The organism is Pseudomonas poae, from assembly GCA_028869255.1.
Classification (GTDB): domain Bacteria; phylum Pseudomonadota; class Gammaproteobacteria; order Pseudomonadales; family Pseudomonadaceae; genus Aquipseudomonas; species Aquipseudomonas poae_C.
This window is the reverse complement of record CP110972.1, coordinates 3,106,846-3,133,445: the sequence shown is the minus strand read 5'-3', so window position 1 is coordinate 3,133,445 and position 26,600 is coordinate 3,106,846. Positions and strand designations below refer to the sequence as shown.

General features: G+C 62.3%; 24 protein-coding genes and 1 pseudogene. 15 read left to right on the top strand and 10 right to left on the bottom strand.

The window, feature by feature from the left end:
• The first annotated feature begins 139 nt into the window (after nucleotides 1-139).
• Nucleotides 140-1,450 (top strand): sugar ABC transporter substrate-binding protein, encoded by a 1,311-nt coding sequence (locus LRS56_14035; GenBank protein ID WDU65458.1) that lies wholly within the window; start codon nucleotides 140-142, stop codon nucleotides 1,448-1,450.
• A 19-nt stretch (nucleotides 1,451-1,469) separates the two neighbouring features.
• Nucleotides 1,470-2,243, top strand: a complete 774-nt coding sequence (locus LRS56_14030) for an L-iditol 2-dehydrogenase (GenBank protein WDU65457.1) — start codon at nucleotides 1,470-1,472, stop codon at nucleotides 2,241-2,243.
• An 83-nt stretch (nucleotides 2,244-2,326) separates the two neighbouring features.
• Here LRS56_14030 and LRS56_14025 read toward each other — a convergent pair whose 3' ends face one another.
• The gene (locus LRS56_14025; protein WDU65456.1) at nucleotides 2,327-3,019 is read right to left on the bottom strand and encodes an NUDIX hydrolase; all 693 of its coding nucleotides are present in this window, start codon (nucleotides 3,017-3,019) and stop codon (nucleotides 2,327-2,329) included.
• A 146-nt stretch (nucleotides 3,020-3,165) separates the two neighbouring features.
• Between LRS56_14025 and LRS56_14020 the strand changes: the two genes are divergently transcribed.
• The 3 genes and pseudogenes from LRS56_14020 (at nucleotide 3,166) to nadE (ending at nucleotide 5,887) form a co-directional block, all read left to right on the top strand.
• Nucleotides 3,166-3,813: an isochorismatase family protein gene (locus LRS56_14020; GenBank protein ID WDU65455.1), complete on the top strand. Its 648-nt coding sequence runs from the start codon at nucleotides 3,166-3,168 to the stop codon at nucleotides 3,811-3,813.
• A gap of 11 nt (nucleotides 3,814-3,824) precedes the next feature.
• Nucleotides 3,825-5,023, top strand: a pseudogene (gene pncB, locus LRS56_14015) (nicotinate phosphoribosyltransferase).
• Nucleotides 5,024-5,071: 48 nt separating this feature from the next.
• Nucleotides 5,072-5,887 (top strand): ammonia-dependent NAD(+) synthetase, encoded by an 816-nt coding sequence (nadE, locus tag LRS56_14010; protein ID WDU65748.1) that lies wholly within the window; start codon nucleotides 5,072-5,074, stop codon nucleotides 5,885-5,887.
• Here nadE and LRS56_14005 read toward each other — a convergent pair whose 3' ends face one another.
• The 7 genes from LRS56_14005 to LRS56_13975 are packed head-to-tail and all read right to left on the bottom strand — an operon-like array spanning nucleotide 5,888 to nucleotide 12,327.
• Nucleotides 5,888-6,919 carry an ABC transporter substrate-binding protein gene (locus LRS56_14005; GenBank protein ID WDU65454.1) on the bottom strand — a complete coding sequence of 344 codons (1,032 nt, stop codon included), beginning with the start codon at nucleotides 6,917-6,919 and terminating at the stop codon, nucleotides 5,888-5,890.
• A gap of 14 nt (nucleotides 6,920-6,933) precedes the next feature.
• Nucleotides 6,934-8,031 carry an FAD-dependent oxidoreductase gene (locus LRS56_14000; protein ID WDU65453.1) on the bottom strand — a complete coding sequence of 366 codons (1,098 nt, stop codon included), beginning with the start codon at nucleotides 8,029-8,031 and terminating at the stop codon, nucleotides 6,934-6,936.
• Nucleotides 8,028-9,371, bottom strand: coding sequence for an FAD/NAD(P)-binding oxidoreductase (locus LRS56_13995; GenBank protein WDU65452.1), 1,344 nt, complete (start codon nucleotides 9,369-9,371; stop codon nucleotides 8,028-8,030). The genes LRS56_14000 and LRS56_13995 overlap by 4 nt, the downstream gene beginning before the upstream one ends.
• Nucleotides 9,368-9,658: a (2Fe-2S)-binding protein gene (locus tag LRS56_13990; protein ID WDU65451.1), complete on the bottom strand. Its 291-nt coding sequence runs from the start codon at nucleotides 9,656-9,658 to the stop codon at nucleotides 9,368-9,370. Before LRS56_13990 ends, LRS56_13995 begins: the two co-directional genes overlap by 4 nt.
• The gene (locus LRS56_13985; GenBank protein WDU65450.1) at nucleotides 9,658-10,452 is read right to left on the bottom strand and encodes an ABC transporter permease; all 795 of its coding nucleotides are present in this window, start codon (nucleotides 10,450-10,452) and stop codon (nucleotides 9,658-9,660) included. Before LRS56_13985 ends, LRS56_13990 begins: the two co-directional genes overlap by 1 nt.
• A gap of 4 nt (nucleotides 10,453-10,456) precedes the next feature.
• Nucleotides 10,457-11,302 carry an ABC transporter permease gene (locus LRS56_13980; protein ID WDU65449.1) on the bottom strand — a complete coding sequence of 282 codons (846 nt, stop codon included), beginning with the start codon at nucleotides 11,300-11,302 and terminating at the stop codon, nucleotides 10,457-10,459.
• Nucleotides 11,299-12,327: an ABC transporter ATP-binding protein gene (locus LRS56_13975; protein ID WDU65448.1), complete on the bottom strand. Its 1,029-nt coding sequence runs from the start codon at nucleotides 12,325-12,327 to the stop codon at nucleotides 11,299-11,301. Before LRS56_13975 ends, LRS56_13980 begins: the two co-directional genes overlap by 4 nt.
• 243 nt (nucleotides 12,328-12,570) lie before the next feature.
• Between LRS56_13975 and LRS56_13970 the strand changes: the two genes are divergently transcribed.
• Nucleotides 12,571-13,401, top strand: a complete 831-nt coding sequence (locus LRS56_13970) for an IclR family transcriptional regulator (GenBank protein ID WDU65447.1) — start codon at nucleotides 12,571-12,573, stop codon at nucleotides 13,399-13,401.
• A 138-nt stretch (nucleotides 13,402-13,539) separates the two neighbouring features.
• On the opposite strand, the gene LRS56_13965 is transcribed toward LRS56_13970, so the two are convergent.
• Nucleotides 13,540-14,205, bottom strand: a complete 666-nt coding sequence (locus tag LRS56_13965; protein ID WDU65446.1) for a response regulator — start codon at nucleotides 14,203-14,205, stop codon at nucleotides 13,540-13,542.
• Entirely contained in the window at nucleotides 14,180-17,563 is a 3,384-nt protein-coding gene (locus tag LRS56_13960) for an ATP-binding protein (protein ID WDU65445.1), read from the bottom strand. The genes LRS56_13965 and LRS56_13960 overlap by 26 nt, the downstream gene beginning before the upstream one ends.
• 302 nt (nucleotides 17,564-17,865) lie before the next feature.
• On the opposite strand from LRS56_13960, the gene urtA reads away from it, so the two are divergent.
• The 9 genes from urtA to LRS56_13915 all read left to right on the top strand — a co-directional run bounded on the left by urtA (nucleotide 17,866) and on the right by LRS56_13915 (nucleotide 26,587).
• Nucleotides 17,866-19,074 carry an urea ABC transporter substrate-binding protein gene (gene urtA, locus LRS56_13955; protein WDU65444.1) on the top strand — a complete coding sequence of 403 codons (1,209 nt, stop codon included), beginning with the start codon at nucleotides 17,866-17,868 and terminating at the stop codon, nucleotides 19,072-19,074.
• 162 nt (nucleotides 19,075-19,236) lie between these two features.
• Nucleotides 19,237-20,154, top strand: coding sequence for an urea ABC transporter permease subunit UrtB (gene urtB, locus LRS56_13950; GenBank protein ID WDU65443.1), 918 nt, complete (start codon nucleotides 19,237-19,239; stop codon nucleotides 20,152-20,154).
• Nucleotides 20,155-20,164: 10 nt separating this feature from the next.
• Nucleotides 20,165-21,316 carry an urea ABC transporter permease subunit UrtC gene (urtC, locus tag LRS56_13945; protein ID WDU65442.1) on the top strand — a complete coding sequence of 384 codons (1,152 nt, stop codon included), beginning with the start codon at nucleotides 20,165-20,167 and terminating at the stop codon, nucleotides 21,314-21,316.
• Nucleotides 21,313-22,071, top strand: coding sequence for an urea ABC transporter ATP-binding protein UrtD (gene urtD, locus LRS56_13940; GenBank protein ID WDU65441.1), 759 nt, complete (start codon nucleotides 21,313-21,315; stop codon nucleotides 22,069-22,071). Before urtC ends, urtD begins: the two co-directional genes overlap by 4 nt.
• Before the next feature lie 10 nt (nucleotides 22,072-22,081).
• Complete coding sequence (gene urtE / locus LRS56_13935) at nucleotides 22,082-22,771, top strand: urea ABC transporter ATP-binding subunit UrtE (GenBank protein WDU65440.1); 690 nt, start codon at nucleotides 22,082-22,084, stop codon at nucleotides 22,769-22,771.
• 217 nt (nucleotides 22,772-22,988) lie between these two features.
• Nucleotides 22,989-24,218 (top strand): acetamidase/formamidase family protein, encoded by a 1,230-nt coding sequence (locus tag LRS56_13930; GenBank protein WDU65439.1) that lies wholly within the window; start codon nucleotides 22,989-22,991, stop codon nucleotides 24,216-24,218.
• A gap of 2 nt (nucleotides 24,219-24,220) precedes the next feature.
• Nucleotides 24,221-24,568: a zinc ribbon domain-containing protein gene (locus LRS56_13925; protein WDU65438.1), complete on the top strand. Its 348-nt coding sequence runs from the start codon at nucleotides 24,221-24,223 to the stop codon at nucleotides 24,566-24,568.
• A 15-nt stretch (nucleotides 24,569-24,583) separates the two neighbouring features.
• A complete protein-coding gene (locus LRS56_13920; protein WDU65437.1) occupies nucleotides 24,584-25,627 on the top strand; it encodes an aliphatic amidase in 1,044 nt (347 codons plus the stop codon).
• Nucleotides 25,628-25,630: 3 nt separating this feature from the next.
• Nucleotides 25,631-26,587 carry an AAA family ATPase gene (locus tag LRS56_13915; GenBank protein ID WDU65436.1) on the top strand — a complete coding sequence of 319 codons (957 nt, stop codon included), beginning with the start codon at nucleotides 25,631-25,633 and terminating at the stop codon, nucleotides 26,585-26,587.
• Nucleotides 26,588-26,600 lie beyond the last annotated feature (13 nt).

The following is a 26,600-nucleotide window of genomic DNA, read 5'->3' as shown; positions in this document are numbered from 1 at the left end:
TCGCCCGGCACTGATACTTTTTTGATCCTGAGGCGGCGGTTAAAAAAGTACCGGTCCAGCATCCGCCATGCGTTTGTGAGGGCCTGGACAAGCTGCTGTAATCGGCCCTCAACAACAAAAACAACAGGTGGAAACCGCCATGTTCAAGATCCCGCAAGCGTCATTCCTGCTTTGCGCGCTGGCACTGGCCATGCCCAGCCATGCCGCCGACACCGTGACCATCGCCACGGTCAACAACAGTGACATGATCCGCATGCAACGCCTGTCCAAGGTGTTCGAGCAGCAGCACCCGGACATCAAGCTCAACTGGGTAGTACTCGAAGAAAACGTGCTGCGCCAACGCCTGACCACCGATATTGCGACCCAGGGCGGGCAGTTTGACGTGCTCACCATCGGCACTTATGAGACTCCACTGTGGGGCGCCAAACACTGGCTCGAACCGCTGACCCAACTGCCAGCCGATTACGATGCGGACGATATTTTCCCCTCGGTGCGCCAGGGCCTGTCGGTTAACAACACCCTGTATGCCTTGCCGTTCTACGGCGAAAGCACGCTCACCTACTACCGTACCGACCTGTTCAAGCAGGCCGGCCTGAGCATGCCCGCGCACCCGACCTGGAGTCAGCTCGGCGAGTTCGCCGCCAAACTCACGGCTAAAGATCAGGGCCAATACGGCATGTGCCTGCGTGGCAAGGCCGGCTGGGGTGAAAACATCGCGCTGCTGAGCACCATGGCCAATGCCTTTGGCGCACGCTGGTTCGACGAGCAGTGGAAGCCCGAGTTGACCAGCCCCGAGTGGACGGCGGCGGCCAACTATTACGTCAACACCCTGAAGAACTACGGCCCGCCGGGCGTTTCCAGCAACGGCTTCAACGAAACCCTGGCGCTGTTCAACAGCGGCAAGTGCGCGATCTGGGTCGATGCCAGCGTCGCCGGCTCGTTCACCACCGACAAGAGCCAAAGTAAAGTTGCGGACAACGTAGGGTTTGCCGCCGCCCCGACCGAAGTCACCGACAAAGGCTCGTCCTGGCTCTACGCCTGGTCCCTGGCGATCCCGGCCACCTCCAAGCACAAGGACGCCGCCAAGGCCTTTATTACCTGGGCGACGTCCAAGGACTACATCCAACTGGTCGCTGATAAAGAAGGCATCACCAATGTGCCGCCGGGCACGCGCCAATCCACCTACAACGAGGCGTACCTCAAGGCCGCACCGTTTGCCCAGGTGACCCTGCAAATGATGCAGCACGCCGACCCCGCGCACCCGTCGGCCAAACCGGTGCCGTACGTGGGCATCCAGTACGTGACCATCCCCGAGTTCCAGGCCATCGGCACCTCCGTCGGCAAGTTGTTTTCGGCGGCGCTCACCGGCGGCATGTCGGTTGACCAGGCGTTGCTCCAGGCACAGTCCACCACCGAGCGCGAGATGAAACGCGCCGGTTATCCCAAATAACATTGACGGATAAGACCCCATGAAACGACTCGAAGGTAAAAGCGCGCTGATCACCGGATCGGCGCGTGGTATCGGTCGCGCCTTCGCCCAGGCCTACATCGCCGAGGGCGCCACGGTCGCCATTGCCGATATCAACCTGCAACGCGCCCAAGCCACCGCCGCCGAACTGGGCCCCCGGGCCTACGCCGTGGCGATGGACGTCACCGACCAAGCCTCCATCGATGCCGCAATTGCTGCCGTGGTGGCGCAGGTCGGCAAGCTGGATATCCTGATCAACAACGCCGCGCTGTTCGACCTCGCGCCCATCGTCGATATCACCCGTGACAGTTTTGATCGGCTGTTCTCGATCAACGTCGCCGGCACGCTGTTTACCCTGCAGTCGGCGGCGCGGCAGATGATCAGCCAGGGCCACGGCGGCAAGATCATCAACATGGCCAGCCAGGCCGGACGGCGCGGCGAGCCGCTGGTGGCGGTCTACTGCGCGACCAAGGCGGCGGTGATCAGCCTTACGCAATCGGCGGGGCTGAACCTGATCAAGCAAGGCATCAACGTCAACGCCATCGCCCCGGGCGTGGTGGATGGCGAGCATTGGGATGGGGTGGATGCGCTGTTTGCCCGGCATGAAGGGCTGGCGCCGGGGGAGAAGAAAAAGCGGGTAGGGGATGAGGTGCCGTTTGGGCGGATGGGCACGGCGCAGGATTTGACCGGCATGGCGATCTTCCTGGCGTCGAAGGAAGCCGACTATGTAGTAGCGCAGACCTATAACGTCGACGGCGGTAACTGGATGAACTGAAGCCAATTCAGACAAAGGAGATCCAGTGTGGGAGCAGGCAAGCCAGCTCCCACAGTTGAACTTCCTTGTTCTTTAGATCAAGGCTACTCGGCAAAACTGCGATCAAAGAAGTAAATCTCCCCAGGCTTCAGGTTCTGCACCGTCGCCTGGGGCCTGCCGCCCTCGCCCTGCTTCTTGCGCCCCGTCTCGCGCAGATACCCCGCCTCAGTCAGCTTCAGCAAGCGCTGGCGAATACTGGTCTTGAGCACCGGCCGCTCCAGTACCAGAGAAAAGATCGTGGTCGCCTCCGGCGCGCTGAACTCATTGCCCAGAAACATCAGCGGCAAGTTGCTGTACAGCGACTTGGAAAACAGCCGTTCCTGTACCGCTGCCACGATCAGGTTGTGATCGAACGGCAACCGGGTAGTGCCGTCTGCCACCGCCTTGAGCGAAAACCAGCGCTGATGCTCGCCCAGGCTCACCTCATCCGCGACGAGCGCCAGGTAGTACGTGGACGACGACCAGCATCGCGGGTCGCGAAACGCATCCCCCACCGTGCCGACTTGCTCGCTCCAGGCCAGCTCCAGGCCGACCTTGTCACTGGCGCGCAGGCGTTCCACGGCATCCTTGAGGCTCAGATCTTGCACGCCGCCGTTCACCACTACCCCCGGCAGCGCCCAATGCCCGGCGAATGGCTCGGCTTCGCGCTGGTTCAGCAGCAGTTTCAGTTCCCCGGACATGCGGCAGTAAAACACGACGCACAGGTCGACGGTATGGAGGTAGGGGCTAAGGGGCATGTGACGTCCTTCTGAACAGCGGTGGGGCACAGTCTAACGGATCAAACAGATATGTCATGTACCGGGTTCAGTATAGATAACCAAATGTTTGTTGCAATGAAAGTACATGACGTGTACTTTTGTTTCCAGGCCACAGGAGAGCTGCCATGACCCTCGCGAACACCGCCATTGCTTCATTCGACGTCGATGCCCAGAAGAGCTTCACGCCGCTGTGCCCCAACGAGTTGCCGGTGGTCGGCGGTGACCAGATTGGTGCCGAACTCAACTACATGGCCAGCCTCGCCGGCCATCGCGTCGGCAGCAAGGATGCGCACACCCCGCATGCACCCTGGGTGGTCGCGCAGCACAGCGACATGCTGCAACCCACCGGCCTGGCCCATGCCGATGTCACCTGGGTCAGCCACTGCGTGCCGGGCACCGAGGGCTTCACCTTGCTCGACGAACTGCCCACGCCCTATGACTACGACTACTTCATCTGGAAAGGCGTCGAGCCGGACCTGCACCCCTACGGTGCCTGCTACCACGACCTGCACGACAAACTGTCCACCGGCGTGATCGAGTACCTGAAAGCCCAGCGCGTGAGCCGCGTGATCGTCGGCGGCCTGGCCCTGGACTACTGCGTCAAGACCACCGCCTTGCAACTGCTCAAGGCCGGCCTGGAGGTGGTCCTGCACCTGCCGGCGTGTCGCGGTATCAGCGAGGAGGGCGGCGTGCAGGCCGTCAACGAGTTGCTCAAGGCCGGTGCCGGCATCAGCCGCACCCGCGAAGAACTGGCCGCGATGGCCACGCGTTAAGGAGATCCACCATGGAAAGTGCCTACGACTACGAATCCCCGGTGATCCAGGGCTTGCTCGACACCGATTACTACACGTTCACCATGATGCAGGCGGTGTTGCACCAGCACCCGAATGTGGATGTGGAATACAACTTCATCGTCCGCTCGAAGGAAACGCTCGGCCACTTGATCCCCGAATTGCGCACCGAGCTTGAGAAAATGGCCGGCCTGCAAATGCGTGAAGGCGAGTTGCGCTTTCTGTTCAATCCGCGTTTTCGCGAATACCTGACCCCGGATTACGAGCGCTTTCTCGGCCTATTCCGCTTCAACCTGCGCTATATCCATGTCAGCCAAGTCGACGGCCAGTTGAACATCCGCGTGGTCGGCCCGATGCTGCACTGCATCATGTTTGAACAGCCGGTGCTGGCGCTGGTCAGCGAGTTGCGCAACCGCGATAAATACCCTGACGTGACCCTGGAAGACGTCACCCGCAAGCTCTACCAGAAGTTCGACTGGCTGCAAAAAAACCTCAGCCGCGATGAACTGGCCGAGCTGCGCGTTTCGGACTTTTCCACCCGCCGGCGCTTGTCATTCAAGGCCCAGCGCGAAGTGGTGGACATCATGCGCCGCGACTTCCCGGGCCAGTTCGTCGGCACCAGCAATGCGCACCTGGCCTACGAGTTCGACCTGCCGCTGATCGGCACCATGGCCCACCAATGGCTGATGGTGCACCAGCAACTGGGCCGCCTGCGCGAAAGCCAGAACGCCGCGCTGGAAAACTGGGTGCGTGAATACCGTGGGCGCCTGGGCATTGCCCTGACCGACTGCATCAGCACCGACTTTTTCCTCAAGGACTTCGACCTGTACTTCGCCAAACTCTACGACGGCCTGCGCCAGGATTCCGGTGACCCGATCGTCTGGGCGGACAAGGTGCTGGCCCGCTACAAAGAATTGGGTATCGACCCGATGACCAAGGACCTGATGTTCTCCGACGGGCTGAACTTCGAAAAATGCCTGCCGATCCTGCGGCACGTGCGCGGCAAGGCCAGGTTCGGCTTCGGCATGGGTACCAGCCTGGCCTGTGACGTGGAGGGGTGGAGCCGCTGAGCATCGTGATGAAACTGGTGCGGGTACACGGTGAGCCGGTGGTGAAGTTTTCGGATGACCCGGTGAAGAACGTCTGCGAAGACGCCTCGTTTTTGCAGTATGCGGCGCAAGTATTTTCTGTGGGAGGGGCTTGCTCCCACACATCAATGTCGGCAACAAAGAGGTGTGATATGCAAACTCAAGATCGTATCGCGCAGGAACTGAATATCGATCGGCAACTGGTCAAGGGCGGTGAAGCCAGGGAAATCCAACGGCGCATCGACTTCATCAAAACCACCTTGCGCAGCTCAGGCTGCCAGGCGCTGGTGCTGGGCATCAGCGGCGGTGTGGACTCCCTGACGGCGGGCCGGCTATGCCAGCTGGCAGTAGAGCAATTGCGCAGCGAAGGCTACGCGGCACGTTTTATCGCCATGCGCCTGCCCTATAAAACCCAGGCCGATGAAAGTGACGCCCAGGCCTCCCTGGGCTTCATCACCCCGGACCACATCGACACCCTGAATATCGCCGCCAGCGTCGACGGCCTGATGGCCAGCCTCACCGCCACCGAAGCCAGCGCCGCCCATGTGGATTTCATCAAGGGCAACGTCAAGGCCCGCACACGGATGATCGCCCAGTACGCCGTGGCCAACCTGCATCACGGCTTGGTGGTGGGCACCGACCATGGCGCCGAAGCGTTGATGGGCTTCTTCACTAAATTCGGTGATGGTGCCTGCGACCTGGCACCGCTGTCGGGGCTGACCAAGACTCAGGTGAGGCTACTCGCAAGTGCTCTCGGCGCTCCGGAACACCTGGTACGCAAGCCACCCACCGCCGACCTGGAAGAGCTGGCGCCGGGCAAGCTGGACGAGCACGCCTACACGTGCACGTACGAAGAGATCGACGCCTACCTGATGGGCAAGCCAGTGAGTGAGCGGGTCAGGGCGCTTGTTGAGGGGGCGTACGGCAAGACAGCGCACAAACGTGCGCTGCCGATTGTGCCTGTTTGATCAACGCTCGATCGACCGGCTCCACCGCGCGTTCCACTCCGGACGCGCCTGGTTGACCTGGTCCCAATCAATCGAAATCGCCGTCTGCAAGTAGCCCTGCATGGCCTCCACCCGCGCACGGGTTTTGTCGGTGGTCGGGGTGGTCGGGTTCGACGGGATCTGGTCACCGTCTTCCAGCGCCGGTGCCTGGGCCTCGGCGGTCAGCAAAAACGCTGCGAGCTTCTGCGCCAGCTCCGGCTGGTCGTTGCGGGCGATCACGCATTCGGCCACGTTCAGCACCACCGCGCCCTCCTTGGGTTGCGCGTACTCCATGGGTACGCCAAGCAGTTTTTGCGTGGCGACCTGGGTCGGGGTCAGGGGGAAGATCGCGGCTTCATCGGTTTGCACCATCTCGGAGATTTTCGCCGAGCTGGCGATGTATTCCAGCACATTGGGGCCGACGGTTTTTGGCCAGGCTTTGAAGCCGGGTTCCACATTGGTTTCATCGCCGCCCTGCAGGCGGTTGAACATCAAAAAGCCGTGCAGGCCGAAAGTGGAGGAGGCCAGGGACTGGAACACCACTTTGTCCTTGAAGCGCGGGTCGGCCAGGTCCATCCACGAGGTCGGCGCGGCCCAGCCTTTTTCCTTGAACATCTTGGCGTTGTAGCCCAGGCCGGTAACGCCCAGGGTCACCGCCACGGCCTCATCCTTGATTCTGGCCTTGGCCGGGATCTGCTCCAGGGTCGGGCTCGGTGTGAGCCTGTCGCACAGGCCCATGGAGATGGCGCGGTACATGATGCCGTCGTCGAGGAACATCACGTGCATCTGCGGGTTGTCTTTGTTGGCCTGGACCTTGGCGAGAATGTCCGACGAGGTGCCGGGTACGATCACCACCTTGACGTTATTGGCCTTCTCGAAGGCGGGCAGCACCTTGTCGGCGTACACCCGTTCCATGGTGCCGCCGTTCATGCCCAGGTACAGCGTGGGCGCGGCGTGTGCCGTTGAGGCGAGCAGGGCGAGGGACAAGCAGGACAGCGCAATACGTGGGTTCATGGATGTTTTTCCTCTCAGGCTTGGAAACGACGGATGGAAAACGCTTCGATGGGTTGGCGGCTGGCGCCTTCGCAGACCATCTCTGCCAGGGCCTCACCGACGGCTGGACCGAGCTGGAACCCGGCGCCGGCAAAGCCGAAACCGTGGAGCAGGCCAGGTTGGGTGCTGCTGGGGCCGATCACCGGTTCATGATCGGGTAGATAACCTTCGGTGCCGCTCCAGGTGCGAATCGCCTGGGCGCCCTTGAGAAACGGGTACAACTCGCCGGCATTGCGCAGAATCTCCAACACCGCCACCTGGCCCGGACGCGCCGTCAGCGGGCCAAGGGCAAACCCGCGACCGCCGCCGAGGATGCAATTGCCCCGGGCCACCTGGCGCGCATAGATCCCGCCGCCTTCGACGCCGGTGCTCACGTTCATCACCCGCGGCAGCGGCTCGGTGACCAGCATCGCCGGGTGCGCCGAGGTGATCGGCACCGGTTCGCCAAACTGCGCGGCAACGTTGCCGGCCCAGGCGCCGGCACAGTTCAGCAGCCACGGCGCTTGCAGGTGCAGGCCGTTGGCGCAGTGCACCTGGAAATCGCGCCCGTCATGTTCGATGCGAATCACCTCCGCCTGCTCGTACACCGACGCGCCAAGGCGCTGCGCGGCGCGGGCGAAGGCGGGTGACACCAGGCGCGGGTTGGCATGCCCGTCTTCAGGGCATAGCGAGGCGCCCACGGCGATATCGCCAACCCAAGGGAAGCGTGCACGCAGCTCGGCGTAGTCGAGCAACTGCAAGCCCAGGCCAAAGCCGCGAGTGTGTTCGGCATACGCCTGTAACGCGGCGAAATCCGCAGGGCTGCGCGCCAGTTTCAGATGCCCGGAGCGCACATATTCGCCGTCGATGCCGATCAAACCCGGCAAATCGGCCCACAGCTGATGAGCCCTCTGCGACAACGGCAATTGATGCAAAGGCCGCCCCTGGCGCCGTACGCCGCCATAGTTCACCCCGCTGGAATGCGAGCCACAAAAATCTCGCTCCACCAAGGCCACGCGCTGACCTTTGTGCGCGAGCATCAAGGCTGCCGACGCGCCGACAATCCCACCGCCCAGTACGATGACGTCGATCATGGCTGCAGCTCCACACCAAACGGCAGCGGCTTGATCGGTGCCTGGCCACGCAGGCGGCCGACGTTTTCAACCGCGCGCCCACTGCGTTCGGCCACAATCTCCGCGGCCGCCAGCCCGCACATACGGCCCTGGCAGCGCCCCATGCCGACGCGGCAATGGGCTTTGACCCGGTTGATTTCCCAGTGGCCTTCATCCACTACAGTGCGGATATCACCGGCACTGACTTCTTCGCAGCGGCACACTATCAACCCATCCGGTGCCTGCGCTGCCCACTGTTCGGGAAAGGGGAAGGCTGTTTCCAGGCCGTGGCGAAAGCGCTGGATGCCTGCCAGTTGTTGTTCAAGCGCTGGCGGGCGACGCGGGTCGATGGCAATGCCTGAATCTTCCAACACCGCCAACGCGGCACGTTCACCGGCCATCTGAGCGGCATCGGCACCCATGATCCCGGCCCCGTCGCCCGCCAGGTACACCCCATTCACGCTGCTGCGCCCGGCCGTGTCACGTTGCGGCAACCAGGCACGGTTCAAGGGGTTCCAGGCAAACTCGCAGCCGAGCAAATCCGCCAGTTGCGTCTCGCTGCGCAAGGCGTGGGCGAAGGCCACGGCGTCGCATTCAAGTGTTTGTTTGCCCCAGCGAATCCCACTCACGCGTTGCTCGCCGTCAATCTGTTGGAGGGTTACGCCCTGATGCACGGGCACGCCATGGGCGGTCAGCCAGGCGCGGTAATACAAGCCCTTGGCCAAGGTCGCCGGCTGCCCAAGCAGCGCCGGCAATGCGCGGCACTGCGCGCTGAACGGCGCACTGTCGAGCACCGCCACCACCTTGGCCCCGGCCTTGGCGTATTGGTAAGCCACCAGATACAGCAATGGCCCGCTGCCGCAAAACGCCACCCGCTCACCGATTGCACAACCCTGATACTTCAAGGCGATTTGCGCCGCGCCCAGGCTGTAGACCCCGGGCAGGGTCCAGCCGGGCACCGGCAGGATACGGTCGGTGGCGCCGGTGGCCACGATCAGTCGGGAGTACTCGACGCTTTCGGCGCGGCCATTGTTGAGCATATCCAGGCGAGCGTCCTCGGCATTCCATACCAGGGTTTGCGGTCGGTAATCGATCAAGGGCGCCAGCTCATCCATTGTTCGGTGCACCGCTTCAGCCTTGCCCGCTTCAAAACCGTAAAGCTGCTCTGCCGAGCGCTGGAAATTCGCCGGTTGGCGCCGGTAAATCTGCCCGCCACCACGCAGGCTTTCATCCACCAGGCAGGCTTTGATGCCGTGGTCGAGCAGGGTGCGTGCCGCGCTGATGCCCGCCGGGCCAGCGCCTACAATCACGATCGGTTTCATGGCTGGCGCCCCGGATCGCGGCTGATTGCCTGGCCTTCTTCCAGCAGCGTCGAACAGGCGCGCACGCGGCGCCCATCGGCCAGCCGTACCCAGCAATCCTGGCACGCGCCCATCAGGCAGAAACCGGCGCGGCGCTCGGCGCTGAAGTCGCTGCCGCGCAGGTGGTCGGCGCAGGTCAGCACGGCGGTCAAGAGGGTGTCGCCGAGCAAGCCGGTGGCCGGTTGCCCGTCCAGTGTGAAGGCCAGGACAGGGCGCCGGGTTTCGGCCAATCGCTTGAACAAGGCCATCAATGTTTCCCCACCAGCACGCGGTCCAGGCCGTAGACCCGGTCGAGCAGAATCATGGTTGCCGCCGTCAGTGCAATCACCAGCGCTGACACCGCTGCCATCATCGGGTCGATGGATTCGGTGGCGTACACGTACATGCGCACCGGCAGGGTTTGCGTGGCCGGCGAGCTGACGAAGATCGACAGCGTTACCTCATCGAAACTGTTGATAAATGCCAGCAGCCAGCCGCCGGCGACACCGGGCAAAATCATCGGCAGGGTAATTTGCCGAAACAGCGTGAAGCGCCCGGCACCCAGCGATTGCGCTGCCTGCTCCGCGCTGCGATCCATCCCGATGGCCGCCGCCAGCACCAGGCGCAGCACATAGGGCGTGATGATCACCACGTGCGCCAGCATCAACCAGGTGAAGCTGCCATTCACGCCCATCAACGCAAACAACCGCAGCATCGCCACCCCCAGCACCAGGTGCGGGATGATGATCGGCGACAAGAACAACGCGCTGAAAAAATTCCGCCCAGGGAACGGATAGCGGCTGATCGCCAGGGCCGCCGGCACCGCGATCAGCGTGGCCAGGGTCGCGGCGGTAAAGGCCAGGATCAGGCTGTTATAGAACGCCTGGATAAAATCGGCACGCTCGAACACCGCACGAAACCAGCGCAGTGAGAAGCCCGATGTGGGCAGGCTCAAGGTGTTTTCCGGGGTAAAGGCCACCAGGCATACCACCACCAGCGGCGCCATCATGAACAGCACCACCAAACCGTGAAAACCGAGGGCCAAAGGACCGTTTCTGGACATGCGCTTAAACCCCCAGGGACTTTTTGTAGCGGCCTTCGACCATGCGGTTCCAGCTCAGCATGATCAGCAGATTGACCAACAGCAGCACCACCGCGATGGTCGCGCCCATGGGCCAGTTGAGTTCCGAGAGATACTGGTCGTACACCACGGTCGCGACCATCTTCAGGCGACGCCCGCCGAGCAGGCCGGGGATCGCAAAGGAGCTGGCGGCCAGGCCGAACACGATCAACGTGCCGGACAGCACACCGGGCATCACCTGCGGCAACACGATCTTGCGCATCACCGTGGCCTGGCTTGCGCCCAGCGACAGCGCTGCCTGTTCCGCCGACGGGTCGAGCTTTTGCAGCGAGGTCCACACCGGAATGATCATGAAAGGCAGCATCACGTGTACCAGCGCGATGATCACCGCGAACGGTGTGTACAGCAGCTTCACCGGGCGCCCGCCAAGGGCTTGGATGACCTGGTTCACCAGGCCGTCGGCGCCGAGCAACAGGCTCCAGCCAAAGGCGCGCACCACCACCGAAATCAGCAACGGCGTCAGGATCAGGATCAGAAAGATCGAGCGCCACGGAGTGCCCATGCGGCTAAGGATGTACGCCTCGGGCACGCCGATCACCACGCACAGCAGCGTCACCAATGCACTGATCCAGAAGGTGCGCCAGAAGATCTCGTAGAAGTACGAATCGCTGAACAGCGACAGGTAATGGGTCAGGGTCCACTCATCGCCCTTTACGCCCACCTGGTAGTCGAACACGTTGAACGACAGCACCAGCGTCAGCCCGAGCGGCAAAATCAACAGCCCGGTAAACAGCAGCAGGGCCGGCAGCGAGAGCAAATAACCGCGGCTCATGCGCGCACCTCATCCGCCGCCAGCACACGCAGCAGCTCGGCTTGCCACTCAAGGCCCACCGCCGCGCCGTTGTCCAACGGCGCGCTGCCGTCGTTGCTGCGTACTACGGTGATTTCACCGAGGTCGGTGTGGATGCGATACAGCCATTGGCTGCCGAAGAAGTAGCGGTTCAGGACCTTGCCTTGCAGGCGCCCTGAACCGGGCGCCACCAGGCTGATTTTTTCCGGGCGCAGGCTCAGGGTCAGCTCGCCGTCGCCGCTTGCATGACGCACTTGTGGGGTGCCGAGTTCGTCAAAATCACCCGGCAGCAGGTTGGCCTTGCCGACGAAGTCCGAGATAAACCGCGTGCGCGGGTGTTCGTAGAGCGTGTACGGCGCATCGATCTGGGTCACGCGGCCGGCTTGCATCACCACCACACGGTCGCTGATGGACAGCGCTTCGGCCTGGTCGTGGGTGACCATCAACGTGGTGATGCCGACCGCGCACTGGATGCGGCGGATTTCAAACTGCATCTCTTCGCGCAGATTGGCGTCGAGGTTGGACAGCGGTTCATCCAGCAACAATACCGGCGGTTCGATCACCAGCGCACGCGCCAGGGCCACACGCTGGCGTTGGCCTCCGGACAGCTCGCGTGGGTAACGCTCGGCGTGTGGGGCCAGGCGCACCAGTTCGAGCACGGTTTTGACCTTGCTGGCAATTTCGGCGGCCGGCACTTTACGCATCTTCAGGCCGAAGGCGACGTTGTCCCGCACGCTCATGTGCGGGAACAGCGCGTAACTCTGGAACACCACGCCCAGGCCACGGCTGGCGGGTTTGGCGTGGGTGATGTCGCGGCCGTCGAGCAGGATCTGCCCGCCGCTCACGTCCACGAAGCCGGCGATCATTTGCAGGGTGGTGGTCTTGCCGCAGCCTGAGGGGCCGAGCAGGGAAACGAACTCGCCTTTTTCCACCGCGAGGTCGGTGGCGACCACCGCGTCGATGGCGCCGTAGCGTTTGCTCAAGGCGTTGAGTTGGAGAAATGCCATGTCTGCGTTCCACCTTTTTTTGAGTCGCGTCGAAACGCGCTTTTTTGTTTTGGGCAGATGCGAAAAGAGTGCTGCGGGTGCGTTGGCGCTCGATCTCGAGTCGGCTGCCGTTAGTTGTTCATTTCGCCCCTGTGGACGCAGATTAGGACGAAGACTAGGATGGGCGAAAGATGAAATTTCACTGAATGAGTAAGTATTTTAAGATTTATTCACTCACCAGAATTTAGGTAGAGATAGAGCGCTATGGATTCCACTGAGCGGAATGAAAACACCAAGGAAGTCGGTGCAGGCGGTGTGTCCCGGCTGTTCGCACTACTGCGTACGTTGGGTGAGGTGCCGGAAGGGGGTGAACGGGTGACCCAGCTTGCGCAACAGGTCGGCCTGTCCCAACCCACCACTCACCGGCTGTTACGCAGCCTGATGGACGAAGGCATGGTCGAGCAGGACGCACGCAGCAAACGCTATCGCCTGAGCCTGGAGTTTTTCGCCCTGGCGGCCAACGCGGGCAAGACCGGCAACCTGCGCGAGTTGGTGCGGCCAAGCATGTTGCGTTTGAGTGCTTCGTTGGGCGATTCGCTGTTCCTGCTGGCGCGCAGCGGCTTTGACGCGATCTGCCTGGATCGCAGCGAAGGCCCGTACCCGATTCGCACCTTCACCGGGGATATCGGCGGGCGTGTGGCACTGGGCGTGGGGCAGGGCAGTTTGGCGATTCTGGCGTTCTTGCCGGAGGAAGAGCGTGAAACGGTGATCCGCTACAACCTGCCAAGGCTCAAGGACTTTCACCTGTATGACGAAGTGCTGCTGCGCTCCGAGGTGGAGAACGTAAGGCGCCTGGGTTACGCGGCGCGCAATACCGGGGTGCTGGAGGGGATGGCCGGGTTGGCGGTGCCGATTCTCAATCGGGATGGGCACGCGGTGGCGGCGCTGAGCGTGGCGACCATCAGTGACCGCCTGGGGCCGAGTCGTTTGCCGATGGTGGTGGAGTTGCTCAAACGCGAGGCGGCGGCGATCGGGCCCCGGATCAATCCGTTTGACCCGACGTTGCGCCGGCCCTCGCAGGCTTTCGGTGGATAACCCCTCTACCAGACAATGAAGATCAAATGTGGGAGGGGCTTGCCCTCGATGGCAGCGGGTCAGTTACCGATGCATTCACTGACACTCGCTCTTCGGGGCAAGCCCCCTCCCACATTTTGATCTTCATACATCAGGTGATCAGATCGCTGCCAGGGCCACGGACGTGGCGGCCGTGCGAGTCTCCACGCCGAGCTTCACATACACATGCTCCAAATGCTTGTTCACCGTGCGCGGGCTCAACCCCAGAATATCGCCGATATCCCGATTGGTTTTGCCACACGCTACCCAGCGCAGCACCTCCACCTCACGCTCGGTCAGCTGGAACCTGGCGGATAACAGCCGCTGCGCCGGCGCGTCTTCGAGCGTCAACACGCTCGGCTGCGTCGCCTCGCGTGCCGACAACAGAATTCGCGACGTACGCAAATGCGCCGCGACCCGCGCCAACACCTCATCGGTCTGGATCGGCTTGGTCACATAGTCGCTGCCACCCACCTCAAAGCCCTGCACCACATGCTTGCTGTCGGTCAGCCCGGTCATGAACACCACGGGGATATCCGCGCTGGCGGGCTGGGCCTTGAGTCGGCGGCAGGTTTCGAAGCCGTCCAGGCCCGGCATCATCGCGTCCAGCAGGATCAGATCGGGGCGCCTGCGTTGCACGCGGTTCAGCGCGCTCAGGCCGTCGAGGGCCACCAGCACCATGTAGCCGGCGTCATCGAGGGCGTCGGAGAGCATCGCCAGGTTGTCGGGTGTGTCATCGACGATCAGCACCACGCCAGGTTCAGTGCTGCGGGTGAGTGCATTCATCTTCGGCCTCCTTGAGGGTTCGGTTGAGTTCATCCAGGCGAAAACCCTTGAGCAACCCGCGCACCTTGGTGATGAAAGGTTCGGTGTCGGGGCGTTGTGCAAGGATCGCGTCGAGTTTGGCGTGCAGGCCGCGTACGTAGCCGATGGCGCTGAGTTCGGCGAGGGCGGCGAGGTCTTCGGGGCTGGGCAGCACGCTGGGGGGCGCTGGCGGCGTGAAGATCTTGGTGCGGCGCAACCACTGCAAATCCAGGTGCTGTTGCAGACGCCCGAGCAGTTCCGGCGTGCGCACCGGCTTGGCCAGGTAGTCGTTGCAGGCGGCGGCGATGCTGCGTTCGCGGTCGTCGGTAAAGGCGTTGGCGGAGATCACGATGATCGGTGCGGTGCACAGCGCATTACGCCGGATCAGTCGGCTGGTCTCATAGCCATCCAGGGTCGGCATCGACAGGTCCATCAGGATCAGGTCCGGGGCCAGCAACGCGACCTGGCGGATCGCGTCCTGGCCATTGCTCGCCTGCACCACCTCAAACCCCAGCGGCGTGAGCATGCCGCTGAGCACTTTGCGATGGTCCACATGGTCGTCCACCACCAGAATGCGCCGGCGCTCGCCCTGATAACCGATGATGTCGTGCTCCACATGCACCACGGCCTGCGGCGCGCGTACCTGGGACAGGAACAGCCGCACCTGGAAGCAGGTGCCCTGGTCCAGCTCGCTGGTGACCCGCAACTCGCCGCCCATCAAAGACGTGAGCATGCGCGTGATGGTCAGCCCCAGGCCCACACCCTTGTCCTGGCGCATCAGGTCGCCGCGTTCGAAGGGCTGGAAAATCCGCTCGATCTGCCCCGGGTCAATGCCGATGCCGGTGTCGATAATCTCAAAATTGGCGGTTTCACGCATGTAGCTGACCCGCAGGCACACCTCGCCGCTGTCGGTGAAATTCACTGCGTTGCCCAGCAGGTTGATCAGGATCTGCCGTACGCGTTTTTCATCGCCGCGCACCACCGCCGGGATCTTGCCGACGCAGTCCAGGCGAAAACGCAAACCCTTGTCCTGAGCTTGCGGGGTGAACATTTGCTCCAGGTCGTGGATCAGCTCGGGGAAGGGGATTTCGGTGAGCTCCAGGCGCAGCTTGCCGGCCTCGATCTTGGCCACGTCGAGCAGGCCGTCGATCAGCGACAACAGGTGCGAGCCACTGCGCAGGATGGTCGCCAGGGCGTCCTGATGTTGCTCGGGCATGGCGCTGTCGCGCTGCAGAATCTGGGTAAAGCCGAGGATGCTGTTGAGCGGTGTGCGCAGCTCATGGGACAGCCCGGTGACATAGCGACTCTTGGCCGCATTCGCGGCTTCCGAGGCCTCCTTGGCCTGTTGCAGGGCTTGGTCGGTGAGGCTGTGGGCGTCGATTTCCTGCATCAGCAGCAGGGTCTGGCGGTCGGATTCTTCCTGGGCGACGCCACGGCTTTCACGGGTCAGCACCACCCACCAGGCGAGCACCGCGGCCAGAACCGAAAGGGTGAGAAACGCCTTGAAGAATGCCTGGTAGAGGGTTTCCGAATGCGGCAAACCCTGGGCCGCCTGCACGTAGATCAGCGCCAGCGCACCGGCCAGCATCAGCACCAGCGCCAGCAGCAGGCCGAGGTAATGCGCCAGGCGGGTGTGCAGGCGCGGCATCAAGGTGTTGGGCAGCAGCCAGCGCAGCACACCTTCGAATTGGGTGACCAGCCGCGCATGGGGTTTGCAGCGGTCGCCGCAGCGCGCATCCAGTGAGCAACACAGCGAGCAGATCGGCGTGCTGTAGGCCGGGCAGAACGCCATGTCGGCGGTTTCGAACGGGTTGCTGCACAGCCCGCACACCGCGTGAGTGGCCGGTGCCACCGGGTGAATCAGCTGTAAGTCGCTGGTACGCGCAATGTAGTACTTGCCTTTAGTCAGCCAGGCCAACAGCGGCGCCATCACCAACGCCGTGCCCAGCGCCACGAACGGCGGCGCGGCCTGGGCCAGGGCGCCGAACAGGCCGAAGTGGGCGAGAATCGACAGCAACGAGGCGATCAGCATCGAGCCGACGCCCACCGGGTTGATGTCGTACAGGTGCGCCCGTTTGAACTCGATATGTTTGGGCGACAGGCCCAGCGGCTTATTGATCACCAGATCGGCCACCAACGTGCCGATCCAGGCAATCGCGACGTTCGCGTAAAGGCCCAGCACTTGGTCGATCACATCGAACACGCCCAATTCCATCAGCATCAGCGCAATGGCCACGTTGAACACCAGCCACACCACGCGCCCGGGGTGGCTGTGGGTTACGCGGGCGAAGAAGTTCGACCAGGCCAGGGAGCCCGCGTAGGCATTGGTCAGGTTGATCTTCATCTGCGAGATAAACACGAACAGCACCATCGCGCCGAGGGCCCATTCCGGCGAGCTGAACACATAGCGGAAGGCGACCAGGTACATCTGGGTCGGCTCGGCGGCGCGCTCCATGGGGATTTCATGTTGCAGGGCGAGAAACGCGAGGAACGCGCCGGCGAACATTTTCAAGGCGCCGGGGATGATCCAGCCAGGGCCGGCGCAGAGCAGGGCGGCCCACCAGCGCTTGCGGTTGGCGGCGGTTTTTTCCGGCAGGAAGCGCAGGTAGTCGACCTGTTCGCCGATCTGCGTCACCAGCGACAGCGCCACGGTGCAGGCTGCGCAGAACGCCAACAGGTTAAAGCCGCCGCCGTCGCCGCTGCGCCCGACAAAGCTGGTCCAGTCGCTGAAGGCGTCGGGGTTTTTCCACGCCACAAACCCATACGGCAGCACCAGCAACAGTAGCCAGATTGGCTGCGTCCACAGTTGCAGGCGGCTGATCAGGGTCACACCGTAGGCCACCAGCGGAATCACCAGCAGTGAGCAGATCACATAGGCGAAGGCCAGCGGGATATGGAAATACAACTCCAGGGCCAGGGCCATGATCGCCGCCTCCAGGGCGAAGAACAGGAAGGTAAAGCTGGCGTAGATCAGCGACGTGATGGTGGAGCCGATATAGCCGAAGCCGGCGCCGCGGGTCAGCAGGTCCATGTCCACGCCGTAGCGGGCGGCGTAGTAGCTGATGGGCAGGCCGGTGAGGAAGATCACCAGACTGATCGCAAGGATCGCCCAGAACGTGTTGGTAAAACCGTAACTCAAGGCCAGCACGCCACCGATGGCTTCAAGCGCCAGAAACGACACCGCGCCCAGGGCGGTGTTGGCGATGCGCAGTTCCGACCATTTGCGAAAGGATTTGGGCGTGTAGCGCAGGGCGTAGTCTTCCATGGTCTCGTCGGCGACCCAGGTGTTGTAGTCGCGGCGGATCTTGACGATGCGCTGGGTGCCGGAAGGAGGGTGCACGGTGGGAGGCTCCGTAGGGATGGCGGATGTGAGTGAGCAAGTTCCATGCCCCGATTCAACAGGTGGGAGCTGGCTTGCCTGCGATAGCGCTGGATCAGCCACTGCAGATGTCGCCTGGTACACCGCTATCGCAGGCAAGCCAGCTCCCACATTGATCTGCGTTGGCTGGGCGGCCGCGATCCTGCGCGAAAATGGTGCGCAACGGCATACGTCAAATGACGTACTCGGTTACGTCAGGCTGCGTATACCCGCACTGGCCCACTGCCGCCATGCTGAACCCCTCATTGCAGAGGAGTCGCCCCATGGCATCACGATTGATTCGCTCCACACCGCTGTTGGCCCTGTCGTTACTGGCGGCCGCTTTGTTCAGCCAGGGCGTGCTGGCTGATAACGAGGGGCTGGCCGTGACCCCCACCGAAGTCACCGTCGGCCAGTTGCACTCGGCCACCGGCACCATGGCGATTTCCGAAACCGGCTCGATCCAGGCCGAGCGCCTGGCCATCGAGCAGATCAACGCTTCGGGCGGGATTCTCGGACGGCAGATCAAGGTGATCCAGGAAGACGGCGCGTCCGACTGGCCGACCTTCGCCGAAAAGGCCAAGAAGTTGCTGGTCAACGACAAGGTCGCCGCGGTGTTCGGCTGCTGGACCTCGGCGTCGCGCAAAGCCGTGCTGCCGATCTTCGAGAAAGAAAACGGTTTGCTCTACTACCCGACCTTCTATGAGGGCCTGGAGCAGTCGAAAAACGTGATCTACACCGGCCAGGAGGCCACTCAGCAGATCCTCGCCAGCCTCGACTGGATCGCCAAGACCAAAGGCGCCAAGACCTTCTACCTGGTGGGTTCGGACTACATCTGGCCGCGCACGTCGATGAAGATTGCGCGCAAACATATTGAAAACGTGCTGCATGGCACCGTGGTCGGAGAGGACTACTACCCGCTGGGCAACACTCAGTTCGGCTCGCTGATCAACAAGGTCAAGCTGAAGAAACCGGACGTGGTGTTTGCCGCAGTGGTCGGCGGTTCCAATGTGGCGTTCTACAAACAACTGAATGCGGCGGGTGTGAATTCGGCCAAGCAGACCTTGCTGACCCTGTCGGTCACCGAAGACGAGTTGCTCGGCATCGGCGGCGAAAACATGGCCGGTTTCTACGCCTCGATGAAGTACTTCCAGAGCCTGGACAACCCGAACAACAAAGCTTTCGTCGAAGCCTTCAAGGCCAAGTACGGCAAGGATGCGGTAATCGGTGACGTGACCCAGGCGGCCTACCTCGGCCCTTGGCTGTGGAAAGCGGCGGTGGAGAAAGCCGGCAGTTTCGACGTGGATAAAGTCGTCGCCGCAAGCCCGGGCATCGAGCTGAAAACCGCGCCCGAAGGCTATGTGAAGATCCACGAGAACCACCACCTGTGGAGCAAGTCGCGGATTGGCGAAGTACAGCCCAACGGCCAGTTCAAGGTGATCTACGAGTCGGATCTGATCGAGCCGAACCCGTTCCCCAAAGGCTACCAATAACCCTGGATGTTTGAACCCGGCTTCTGTGGGAGCCGGGCTTGCCCGCGATGCAGGCGACTCGGTGTTTCAGTTACACCGAGGTGATGCCATCGCAGGCAAGCCAGCTCCCACAAAAGGCAAAAGCCAACCGCATTTCAACCTCCCGCTCAGGAGACCATCATCATGGAATGGCTATCGGAATTTGGAGCCATCGCGGCGATGCAGGGGTTCAACGGCTTGTCCGTGTTCTGCGTGCTGTTGCTGATGGCATTGGGGCTGGCGATCATCTTCGGCCAGATGGGCGTAATCAACATGGCCCACGGTGAGTTCCTGACCATCGGCGCCTACACCACCTATGTGTGTTCCAGCCTCACCGCGCACTTTGCGCCGAGCTTCCAGCCCTATTACTTTTTCTTCGCCATTGCCCTGTCATTCCTGGTTGCCGGGGCCATCGGCTGGCTGGTGGAGTGGGCGATGATCAGCCGTTTGTACAAACGGCCCCTGGACACCTTGCTTGCCACCTGGGGCCTGTCCCTGGTGATGCAGCAAACCTTCCGCTCGGTGTTCGGCGCCCGTGAAGTCAGCGCCGAGCCACCGGCCTGGCTGATGGGCTCGGTGAACTTCACCGACGCCATCGAGATCCCGCGTAACGGCCTGTTGATGATGGCGCTGACTTTGCTGCTCACTGCTGCGATCTTCCTGATGCTCTACCGCTCGCGCTGGGGCCTGCAGGTACGGGCCACGGTGCAGAACCGCCTGATGAGCCGGGCGGTGGGCATCAACACGCGCAAGGTCGACCGCATGACCTTTGCCCTCGGTTGCGGCGTGGCCGGGGTGGCCGGCGCTGCGTTCACCACCATTGGCTCTACCGGGCCGACGGCGGGCTCGCAGTACATTGTCGACACCTTCCTGGTGGTGGTCTTTGGTGGCGCGCAAAGCCTGTTCGGCACCATCGCTTCGGCGTTCGTGATTGCCCAGACGCAATCGCTGTCGGAGTTTTTCCTCAGTGGCTCGATGGCCAAGGTCCTCACGTTGTCCTCGGTGATTCTGATCCTGATGCTGCGCCCGCAAGGGTTGTTCTCCATCAAAGTGCGCAAGTAGAGGCGAGCAGATGAAGGCTTTAGACAAGCTGCTGGGCGGCCAGCAAAACCTGATCGGCATCGTGCTGCTGGCGCTGTTGATCCTTGTGGTGTTCCCCCTGACCCTGGACGCGTTCCGCTTGAACATGGTCGGCAAGTACCTGACCTATGCGTTCGTGGCCGTGGGGCTGGTGCTGTGCTGGGGCTATGGCGGCATTCTTAGCCTGGGGCAGGGCGTGTTCTTCGGCGTCGGCGGTTACTGCATGGCGATGTTCCTCAAGCTGGAAGCCTCGGACCCGCAAAGCACCAAGATCCAATCCACACCGGGCATCCCGGACTTTATGGACTGGAACCAGATCACTGAACTGCCCTGGCTATGGCAGCCGTTCCACAGTTTCAGCTTTACCCTGGTGGCAGTGATTGCGGTGCCGGTGCTGCTGGCATTTATCATCGGCATGGCGCTGTTCAAGCGGCGCGTGGGCGATGTGTATTTCTCGATTGTGACCCAGGCGATTGCGCTGATCCTTACGGTGCTGATCGTCGGCCAGCAGGGCCTGACCGGTGGCGTCAACGGCATCACCGACCTTAAGACCCTGCTCGGCTGGGACCTGCGCACCGACAGCGCGAAGATGCTCCTGTACTTCATCAACGCCGGCTTGTTGTTCGGCTGCATCTTTATCGGGCGCTTTATCCTCGCGTCCAAGCTCGGCCGGTTGCTGATGGCCATGCGCGACAAGGAAGAGCGCGTGCGGTTCTCCGGCTACGACGTGGCCAGTTTCAAGATTTTTGTGTTCTGTGTGGCCGCCGCATTTTCGGCGATTGGCGGGGCAATGTTTGCCTTGCAGGTGGGCTTTATGTCGCCGTCGTTCGTCGGCATCGTGCCGTCGATCGAAATGGTGATCTTCGCCGCCGTGGGCGGGCGCATGTCGTTGCTCGGCGCGGTGTATGGCGCGCTGTTGGTGAACTACGGCAAGACCTACTTTTCCGAGTCCTTCCCCGAGTTGTGGCTGTACCTGATGGGCGGGCTGTTTATTGCGGTGGTGATGTATTTCCCCAACGGCCTCGCCGGTTTGTGGGAAAGCCACGGGCGCCAGGCGCTGGCGAAACTGTTGCGGCGTAAGCCCGTAGCCGCAACCCCGGTGAAAGCCAAGGCGAAAACCAAGATCCTGGAGACTCAGCCATGACCGCTGTCGGCTTTGAAATGAACAAGCCGGTGCTGGCCATCGAGGGCCTCACCGTATCGTTCGACGGCTTCAAGGCGGTCGACAACCTCAATCTGTATATCGACCGTAACGAAGTGCGCGTGGTGATCGGCCCCAACGGTGCCGGCAAGACCACGGTGCTTGACTTGATCTGCGGCAAGACCCGCGCCACCAGCGGCAGCATCCAGTTCGATGGCAAGGAACTGACCAAGATGCGCGAGTACAACATCGTGCGTGCCGGTGTGGGGCGCAAGTTCCAGAACCCCTCGATCTACGAAAACCTTACGGTGTTCGAAAACCTTGAGATGTCCTACCCGGCCGGGCGCAAGGTGTGGGGTGCGCTGTTCTTCAAACGCAACGCCCAGGTGATCGCCCGGGTGGAAGAAGTGGCCCGGGAGATCTTCCTCGGCGACTTGCTGCAACAACAGGCTGACTTGCTGTCCCACGGGCAAAAACAATGGCTGGAAATCGGCATGCTGCTGATGCAGGACCCCGAGTTGCTGATGCTCGACGAACCGGTGGCGGGCATGAGCGTCAACGAGCGTGCGCAAACCGCCGAGCTGCTCAACCGCATCAGCCAGGGCCGTTCGGTGCTGGTGATCGAGCATGATATGGAGTTCGTCAAAAGCATCGCGCACAAGGTCACCGTGCTGCACCAGGGCAAGGTGCTGGCCGAGGGCAGTATGGAGTCGGTGCAGAGCAACCCGAAAGTCATCGAAGTGTATTTGGGCCACTGAGGAGCCGCGCATGTTCAAGATCGACCAGTTGTCCTGCGGCTACGGGCAGAGCCAGATCCTCCACGACCTGGACCTGAATGTGGCCAAGCGTGAGATCGTCGCCGTGATGGGCCGCAATGGCATGGGCAAGACCACATTGTTCAAGAGCCTGATGGGCATCTTGCCGCAGTGGAAGGGCCAGGTCAGCGTGGATGGGCAGGATGTATCAGCGTTGGAAACCCATGAGCGGGTGGCGCGCGGGATCGCCTATGTGCCCCAGGGCCGGATGATTTTCCCGAGCATGACGGTGCTGGAAAACATCCAGACCGGCCTGCCCGCGTCGGCGCGGGGCAAGGTGCCGGAAGATTTGTATGCGCTGTTTCCGGTGCTCTATGACATGCAGTCGCGCAAGGGTGGCAACCTGTCCGGCGGGCAGCAACAGCAGTTGGCGATTGCCCGGGCGCTGGCGACCAACCCCAAGGTGCTGTTGCTCGACGAGCCGACGGAGGGCATCCAACCGTCGATCATCAAGGACATTGCACGCACCCTCAAAGAGATCCGCAACCTGCGCGATTTGACTATCGTGGTGTCCGAGCAGGTGCTGTCGTTCACCCTGGAAATCGCCGACCGCTTCCTGGTGATCGAGAAGGGCCGCTTCGTGATTGAAGAGACCCGGGATCGGGTGGATGAGGCGACGATCAGCCGATACCTGTCCGTCTAACCAACACAGCTCAACTGTGGGAGCGGGCTTGCTCGCGAAAGGGTTTATCAGTCAAGCATTTATCGACTGACACGACGCTTTCGCGAGCAAGCCCGCTCCCACATTTTTATCGCGTTCCAACCTCATTTCTTTATACGTCATCCAACGTATTCCCCGTTTTAGCTGGCTCCACGAGACTGGATCGCACGCACCCCGTCATCCGTCCAGGAGCTAGCCCATGACCGAAACGCTGATCAAAGTCGACCTCAACCAGCCCGTCTCCGAGAACGAGCAGATCCATAACCGCTGGCACCCGGATATCCCGATGGCCTGCTGGGTAAAACCCGGGGATGACTTCATCCTGGAGACCTACGACTGGACCGCCGGCGCGATCAAGAACAATGACGACGCCAGCGATGTGCGGGATGTGGACCTGTCCACCGTGCACTACTTGTCGGGCCCGGTGGGGGTGCACGGCGCCGAGCCGGGTGACCTGCTGGTGGTGGACTTGCTCGATATCGGCGCCAAGGCCGACTCTCAGTGGGGCTTCAACGGGTTCTTCTCGCGGCAGAACGGCGGTGGGTTCCTGACCGATCACTTCCCCAGCGCGCAAAAAGCCATTTGGGATTTCAAGGGCATGTTCACCAGCTCGCGGCATATCCCGGGCGTGAACTTCGCCGGCCTGATTCACCCCGGCCTGATCGGCTGCCTGCCGGACCCGGTGATGCTCGCCGACTGGAACCGCCGCGAGCAGGAACTGATCGACACCAACCCCACCCGTGTACCGCCACTGGCCAATGCGCCACTGGCCGCCACTGCGCATATGGGCAAGCTCAAGGGCCAGGCCCGCGATGATGCGGCCGCCACCGGCGCACGCACCGTGCCGCCGCGTGAACATGGCGGTAACTGCGACATCAAGGATTTGTCCCGTGGCTCCAAGATCTTCTTTCCGGTCTACGTCAACGGCGCAGGGCTGTCGGTGGGGGACTTGCACTTCAGCCAGGGCGACGGCGAAATCACCTTTTGCGGCGCCATCGAAATGGCCGGCTGGGTGCACATGAAAGTCGAGCTGATCAAGGGCGGCATGGCCAAGTACGGGATCAAGAACCCGGTGTTCAAACCGAGCCCGATCACGCCCAACTACAAGAACTACCTGATCTTCGAAGGTATCTCGGTGGACGAACAGGGCCAGCAGCACTACCTGGACGTCAACGTCGCCTACCGCCAGGCGTGCCTGAATGCGATCAACTACCTGACCAAGTTCGGCTACTCGCCGGCCCAGGGTTACGCGTTGCTCGGCTCGGCGCCGGTGCAGGGGCATATCAGCGGCGTGGTGGATATTCCGAATGCCTGCGCGACCTTGTGGCTGCCTACGGAAATCTTCGAGTTCGATATCAACCCCAATGCCAACGGCCCGACCAGGTTCCTGGACGGCAGCATCGACCTGCCCATCGCCCCGGACCTGTAGCCATGCCGACCTACGAATACGCCTGCGACACCTGCGGCACCTTCACGATGTTGCGGCCGATCGCCCAGCGCAACGAGCCCAGCCAGTGTCCGTACTGTGCCGGGCCGGGCGGGCAGCTCATGGTGTCGGCCCCGGCGCTGCAAACGCTGTCGGCCAACCAGCGCAAGGCCATCGCCGGTAACGAGCGCAGTGCCCACGCGCCGCAAACCGTCGGCGAGTACCAGCAAAGCCGTCTACACCCAGCCGGTTGCAGTTGCTGCGGCACCCGCAAGCAGGTCGAGCCGAGCAAGGCCAACCCGCTGGGCCTGAAGACCAAAACCGGCCCACGGCCGTGGATGATCAGCCACTAGATCAGGAGCGTTGTTATGCGTCATGGCGACATTTCCAGCAGCCCGGACACCGTCGGTGTAGCGGTGGTGAACTACAAGATGCCGCGCCTGCACAGCAAGGCCGAGGTCATCGACAACGCGCAGAAGATCGCCGAGATTATCCTCGGCATGAAGCAGGGCCTGCCCGGCATGGACCTGGTGGTGTTCCCGGAATACAGCACCATGGGCATCATGTACGACCATGCTGAAATGATGGCGACCGCTGCGAGCATCCCCGGCGAGGAGACCGCGATTTTCTCCGCCGCCTGCCGCCAGGCGAATACCTGGGGCGTGTTTTCCCTGACCGGCGAGCGCCACGAGGAGCATCCGCGCAAGGCGCCCTACAACACCCTGGTGCTGATCAATAACCTCGGCGAAATCGTGCAGCGTTATCGCAAGTGCATCCCGTGGTGCCCCATCGAGGGCTGGTATCCGGGGGATCGCACCTATGTGTGCGAGGGGCCCAAGGGCATGAAGATCAGCCTGATCATCTGCGACGACGGCAATTACCCGGAGATCTGGCGCGACTGTGCGATGAAAGGCGCGGAGTTGATCGTGCGCTGCCAGGGCTATATGTACCCGGCCAAGGAGCAGCAGGTGCAGATGTCCAAGAGCATGGCCTGGGCCAATAACTGCTATGTGGCGGTGGCCAACGCGGCGGGCTTCGACGGGGTGTATTCGTACTTCGGCCACTCGGCGATCATCGGTTTTGACGGGCGCACGCTGGGGGAGTGTGGCGAGGAGGAAATGGGTATCCAGTACGCGCAGCTCTCGGTGTCGCAGATTCGCGATGCGCGGGCCAATGACCAGTCGCAGAACCATCTGTTCAAGCTGCTGCACCGGGGTTACACCGGCATGCACGCCTCGGGCGATGGCGACAAGGGCGTGGCCGATTGCCCCTTCGAGTTCTACCGCACCTGGGTGCTGGACGCGCAAAAAGCCCAGGAGAATGTCGAAAAAATAACCCGCAGCACGGTGGGCGTCGCCGAGTGCCCGGTGGGGCAACTGCCGCATGGTGGCCAAGAGAAAACCGCGGGGTAGGGCATGCGTTTTACCTTCGAACCGGCCCAGGTGATGGCCTTGCTGCGCAGCCGCATCGTGGGCCAGGATGCGGCGCTGGCCCAGGTGGAAGGTTTGCTCAAGGTGGTCAAGGCCGATATCGGCGAGCGCGACCGGCCCTTGAGCGTCAACCTGTTCATGGGGCCGACCGGGGTGGGCAAAACCGAAATCGTGCGCCTGCTGGCCCAGGCGCTGCACGGTCGCGCCGACGGCTTTTGCCGCATCGACATGCAGACCCTGGTCCAGGAACATTACGCGGCCGCGCTCACCGGCGCGCCGCCGGGCTATGTGGGCAGCAAGGAGGGCATCAGCCTGTTCAACAGCGAGTTGATCCAGGGCACCTACAGCCGACCCGGGATCGTGTTGTTCGATGAGCTGGAAAAAGCCAGCCAGGAAGTAGTGCGCAGCCTGCTCGGGATCCTGGAAAACGGCCAACTGACCCTGGCTGGTGGCACGCGCACCCTGGACTTTCGCAACAGCTTGATCTTCATGACCAGCAATGTCGGCGCGCAACAGGCGCGTCGGCATCGCCAGCGCTTTGCCCGTGGCTGGCGCCGGCTGCTGCGGGTATTTGTTCGCGGCGAGGCGGCGGTGTTGGAAGAGGCGCTGCACGGGCATTTCGAGCCGGAGTTTCTTAACCGCATCGACCGTGTGCTGATGTTCGAAGCCATCGATGTGCAGTGGCTGGACGCGTTGCTGGAGGTTGAGTTGGGCAAGCTCAATCAACGCCTGGCGCTGCACCAGCGTTCGTTGACGCTGGATGCTTCGGCGCGAAAGTGGTTGTGCCGCCAGCACGATCCTCGATTTGGTGCGCGGGCGTTGGGCCGGCGTTTGCGGGTGGAACTGGAGCCGGCGATTGCCGAATGTGTGTTGCAAGGGCATGCCCAACGCCTGAACGCGACGGTGCGCAATGCCAGCCTGGTGGTCGAGCCGATGCCCTGATAAAGCACAGGAA

What these genes read in the sequence shown, in the direction of transcription:
- LRS56_14035 (WDU65458.1), top strand. Translation starts at nt 140, where the DNA reads ATGTTCAAGATCCCGCAAGCGTCATTCCTGCTTTGCGCGCTGGCACTG.
- LRS56_14030 (WDU65457.1), top strand. Translation starts at nt 1,470, where the DNA reads ATGAAACGACTCGAAGGTAAAAGCGCGCTGATCACCGGATCGGCGCGT.
- LRS56_14025 (WDU65456.1), bottom strand. Translation starts at nt 3,019, where the DNA reads ATGCCCCTTAGCCCCTACCTCCATACCGTCGACCTGTGCGTCGTGTTT.
- LRS56_14020 (WDU65455.1), top strand. Translation starts at nt 3,166, where the DNA reads ATGACCCTCGCGAACACCGCCATTGCTTCATTCGACGTCGATGCCCAG.
- nadE (WDU65748.1), top strand. Translation starts at nt 5,072, where the DNA reads ATGCAAACTCAAGATCGTATCGCGCAGGAACTGAATATCGATCGGCAA.
- LRS56_14005 (WDU65454.1), bottom strand. Translation starts at nt 6,919, where the DNA reads ATGAACCCACGTATTGCGCTGTCCTGCTTGTCCCTCGCCCTGCTCGCC.
- LRS56_14000 (WDU65453.1), bottom strand. Translation starts at nt 8,031, where the DNA reads ATGATCGACGTCATCGTACTGGGCGGTGGGATTGTCGGCGCGTCGGCA.
- LRS56_13995 (WDU65452.1), bottom strand. Translation starts at nt 9,371, where the DNA reads ATGAAACCGATCGTGATTGTAGGCGCTGGCCCGGCGGGCATCAGCGCG.
- LRS56_13990 (WDU65451.1), bottom strand. Translation starts at nt 9,658, where the DNA reads ATGGCCTTGTTCAAGCGATTGGCCGAAACCCGGCGCCCTGTCCTGGCC.
- LRS56_13985 (WDU65450.1), bottom strand. Translation starts at nt 10,452, where the DNA reads ATGTCCAGAAACGGTCCTTTGGCCCTCGGTTTTCACGGTTTGGTGGTG.
- LRS56_13980 (WDU65449.1), bottom strand. Translation starts at nt 11,302, where the DNA reads ATGAGCCGCGGTTATTTGCTCTCGCTGCCGGCCCTGCTGCTGTTTACC.
- LRS56_13975 (WDU65448.1), bottom strand. Translation starts at nt 12,327, where the DNA reads ATGGCATTTCTCCAACTCAACGCCTTGAGCAAACGCTACGGCGCCATC.
- LRS56_13970 (WDU65447.1), top strand. Translation starts at nt 12,571, where the DNA reads ATGGATTCCACTGAGCGGAATGAAAACACCAAGGAAGTCGGTGCAGGC.
- LRS56_13965 (WDU65446.1), bottom strand. Translation starts at nt 14,205, where the DNA reads ATGAATGCACTCACCCGCAGCACTGAACCTGGCGTGGTGCTGATCGTC.
- urtA (WDU65444.1), top strand. Translation starts at nt 17,866, where the DNA reads ATGGCATCACGATTGATTCGCTCCACACCGCTGTTGGCCCTGTCGTTA.
- urtB (WDU65443.1), top strand. Translation starts at nt 19,237, where the DNA reads ATGGAATGGCTATCGGAATTTGGAGCCATCGCGGCGATGCAGGGGTTC.
- urtC (WDU65442.1), top strand. Translation starts at nt 20,165, where the DNA reads ATGAAGGCTTTAGACAAGCTGCTGGGCGGCCAGCAAAACCTGATCGGC.
- urtD (WDU65441.1), top strand. Translation starts at nt 21,313, where the DNA reads ATGACCGCTGTCGGCTTTGAAATGAACAAGCCGGTGCTGGCCATCGAG.
- urtE (WDU65440.1), top strand. Translation starts at nt 22,082, where the DNA reads ATGTTCAAGATCGACCAGTTGTCCTGCGGCTACGGGCAGAGCCAGATC.
- LRS56_13930 (WDU65439.1), top strand. Translation starts at nt 22,989, where the DNA reads ATGACCGAAACGCTGATCAAAGTCGACCTCAACCAGCCCGTCTCCGAG.
- LRS56_13925 (WDU65438.1), top strand. Translation starts at nt 24,221, where the DNA reads ATGCCGACCTACGAATACGCCTGCGACACCTGCGGCACCTTCACGATG.
- LRS56_13920 (WDU65437.1), top strand. Translation starts at nt 24,584, where the DNA reads ATGCGTCATGGCGACATTTCCAGCAGCCCGGACACCGTCGGTGTAGCG.
- LRS56_13915 (WDU65436.1), top strand. Translation starts at nt 25,631, where the DNA reads ATGCGTTTTACCTTCGAACCGGCCCAGGTGATGGCCTTGCTGCGCAGC.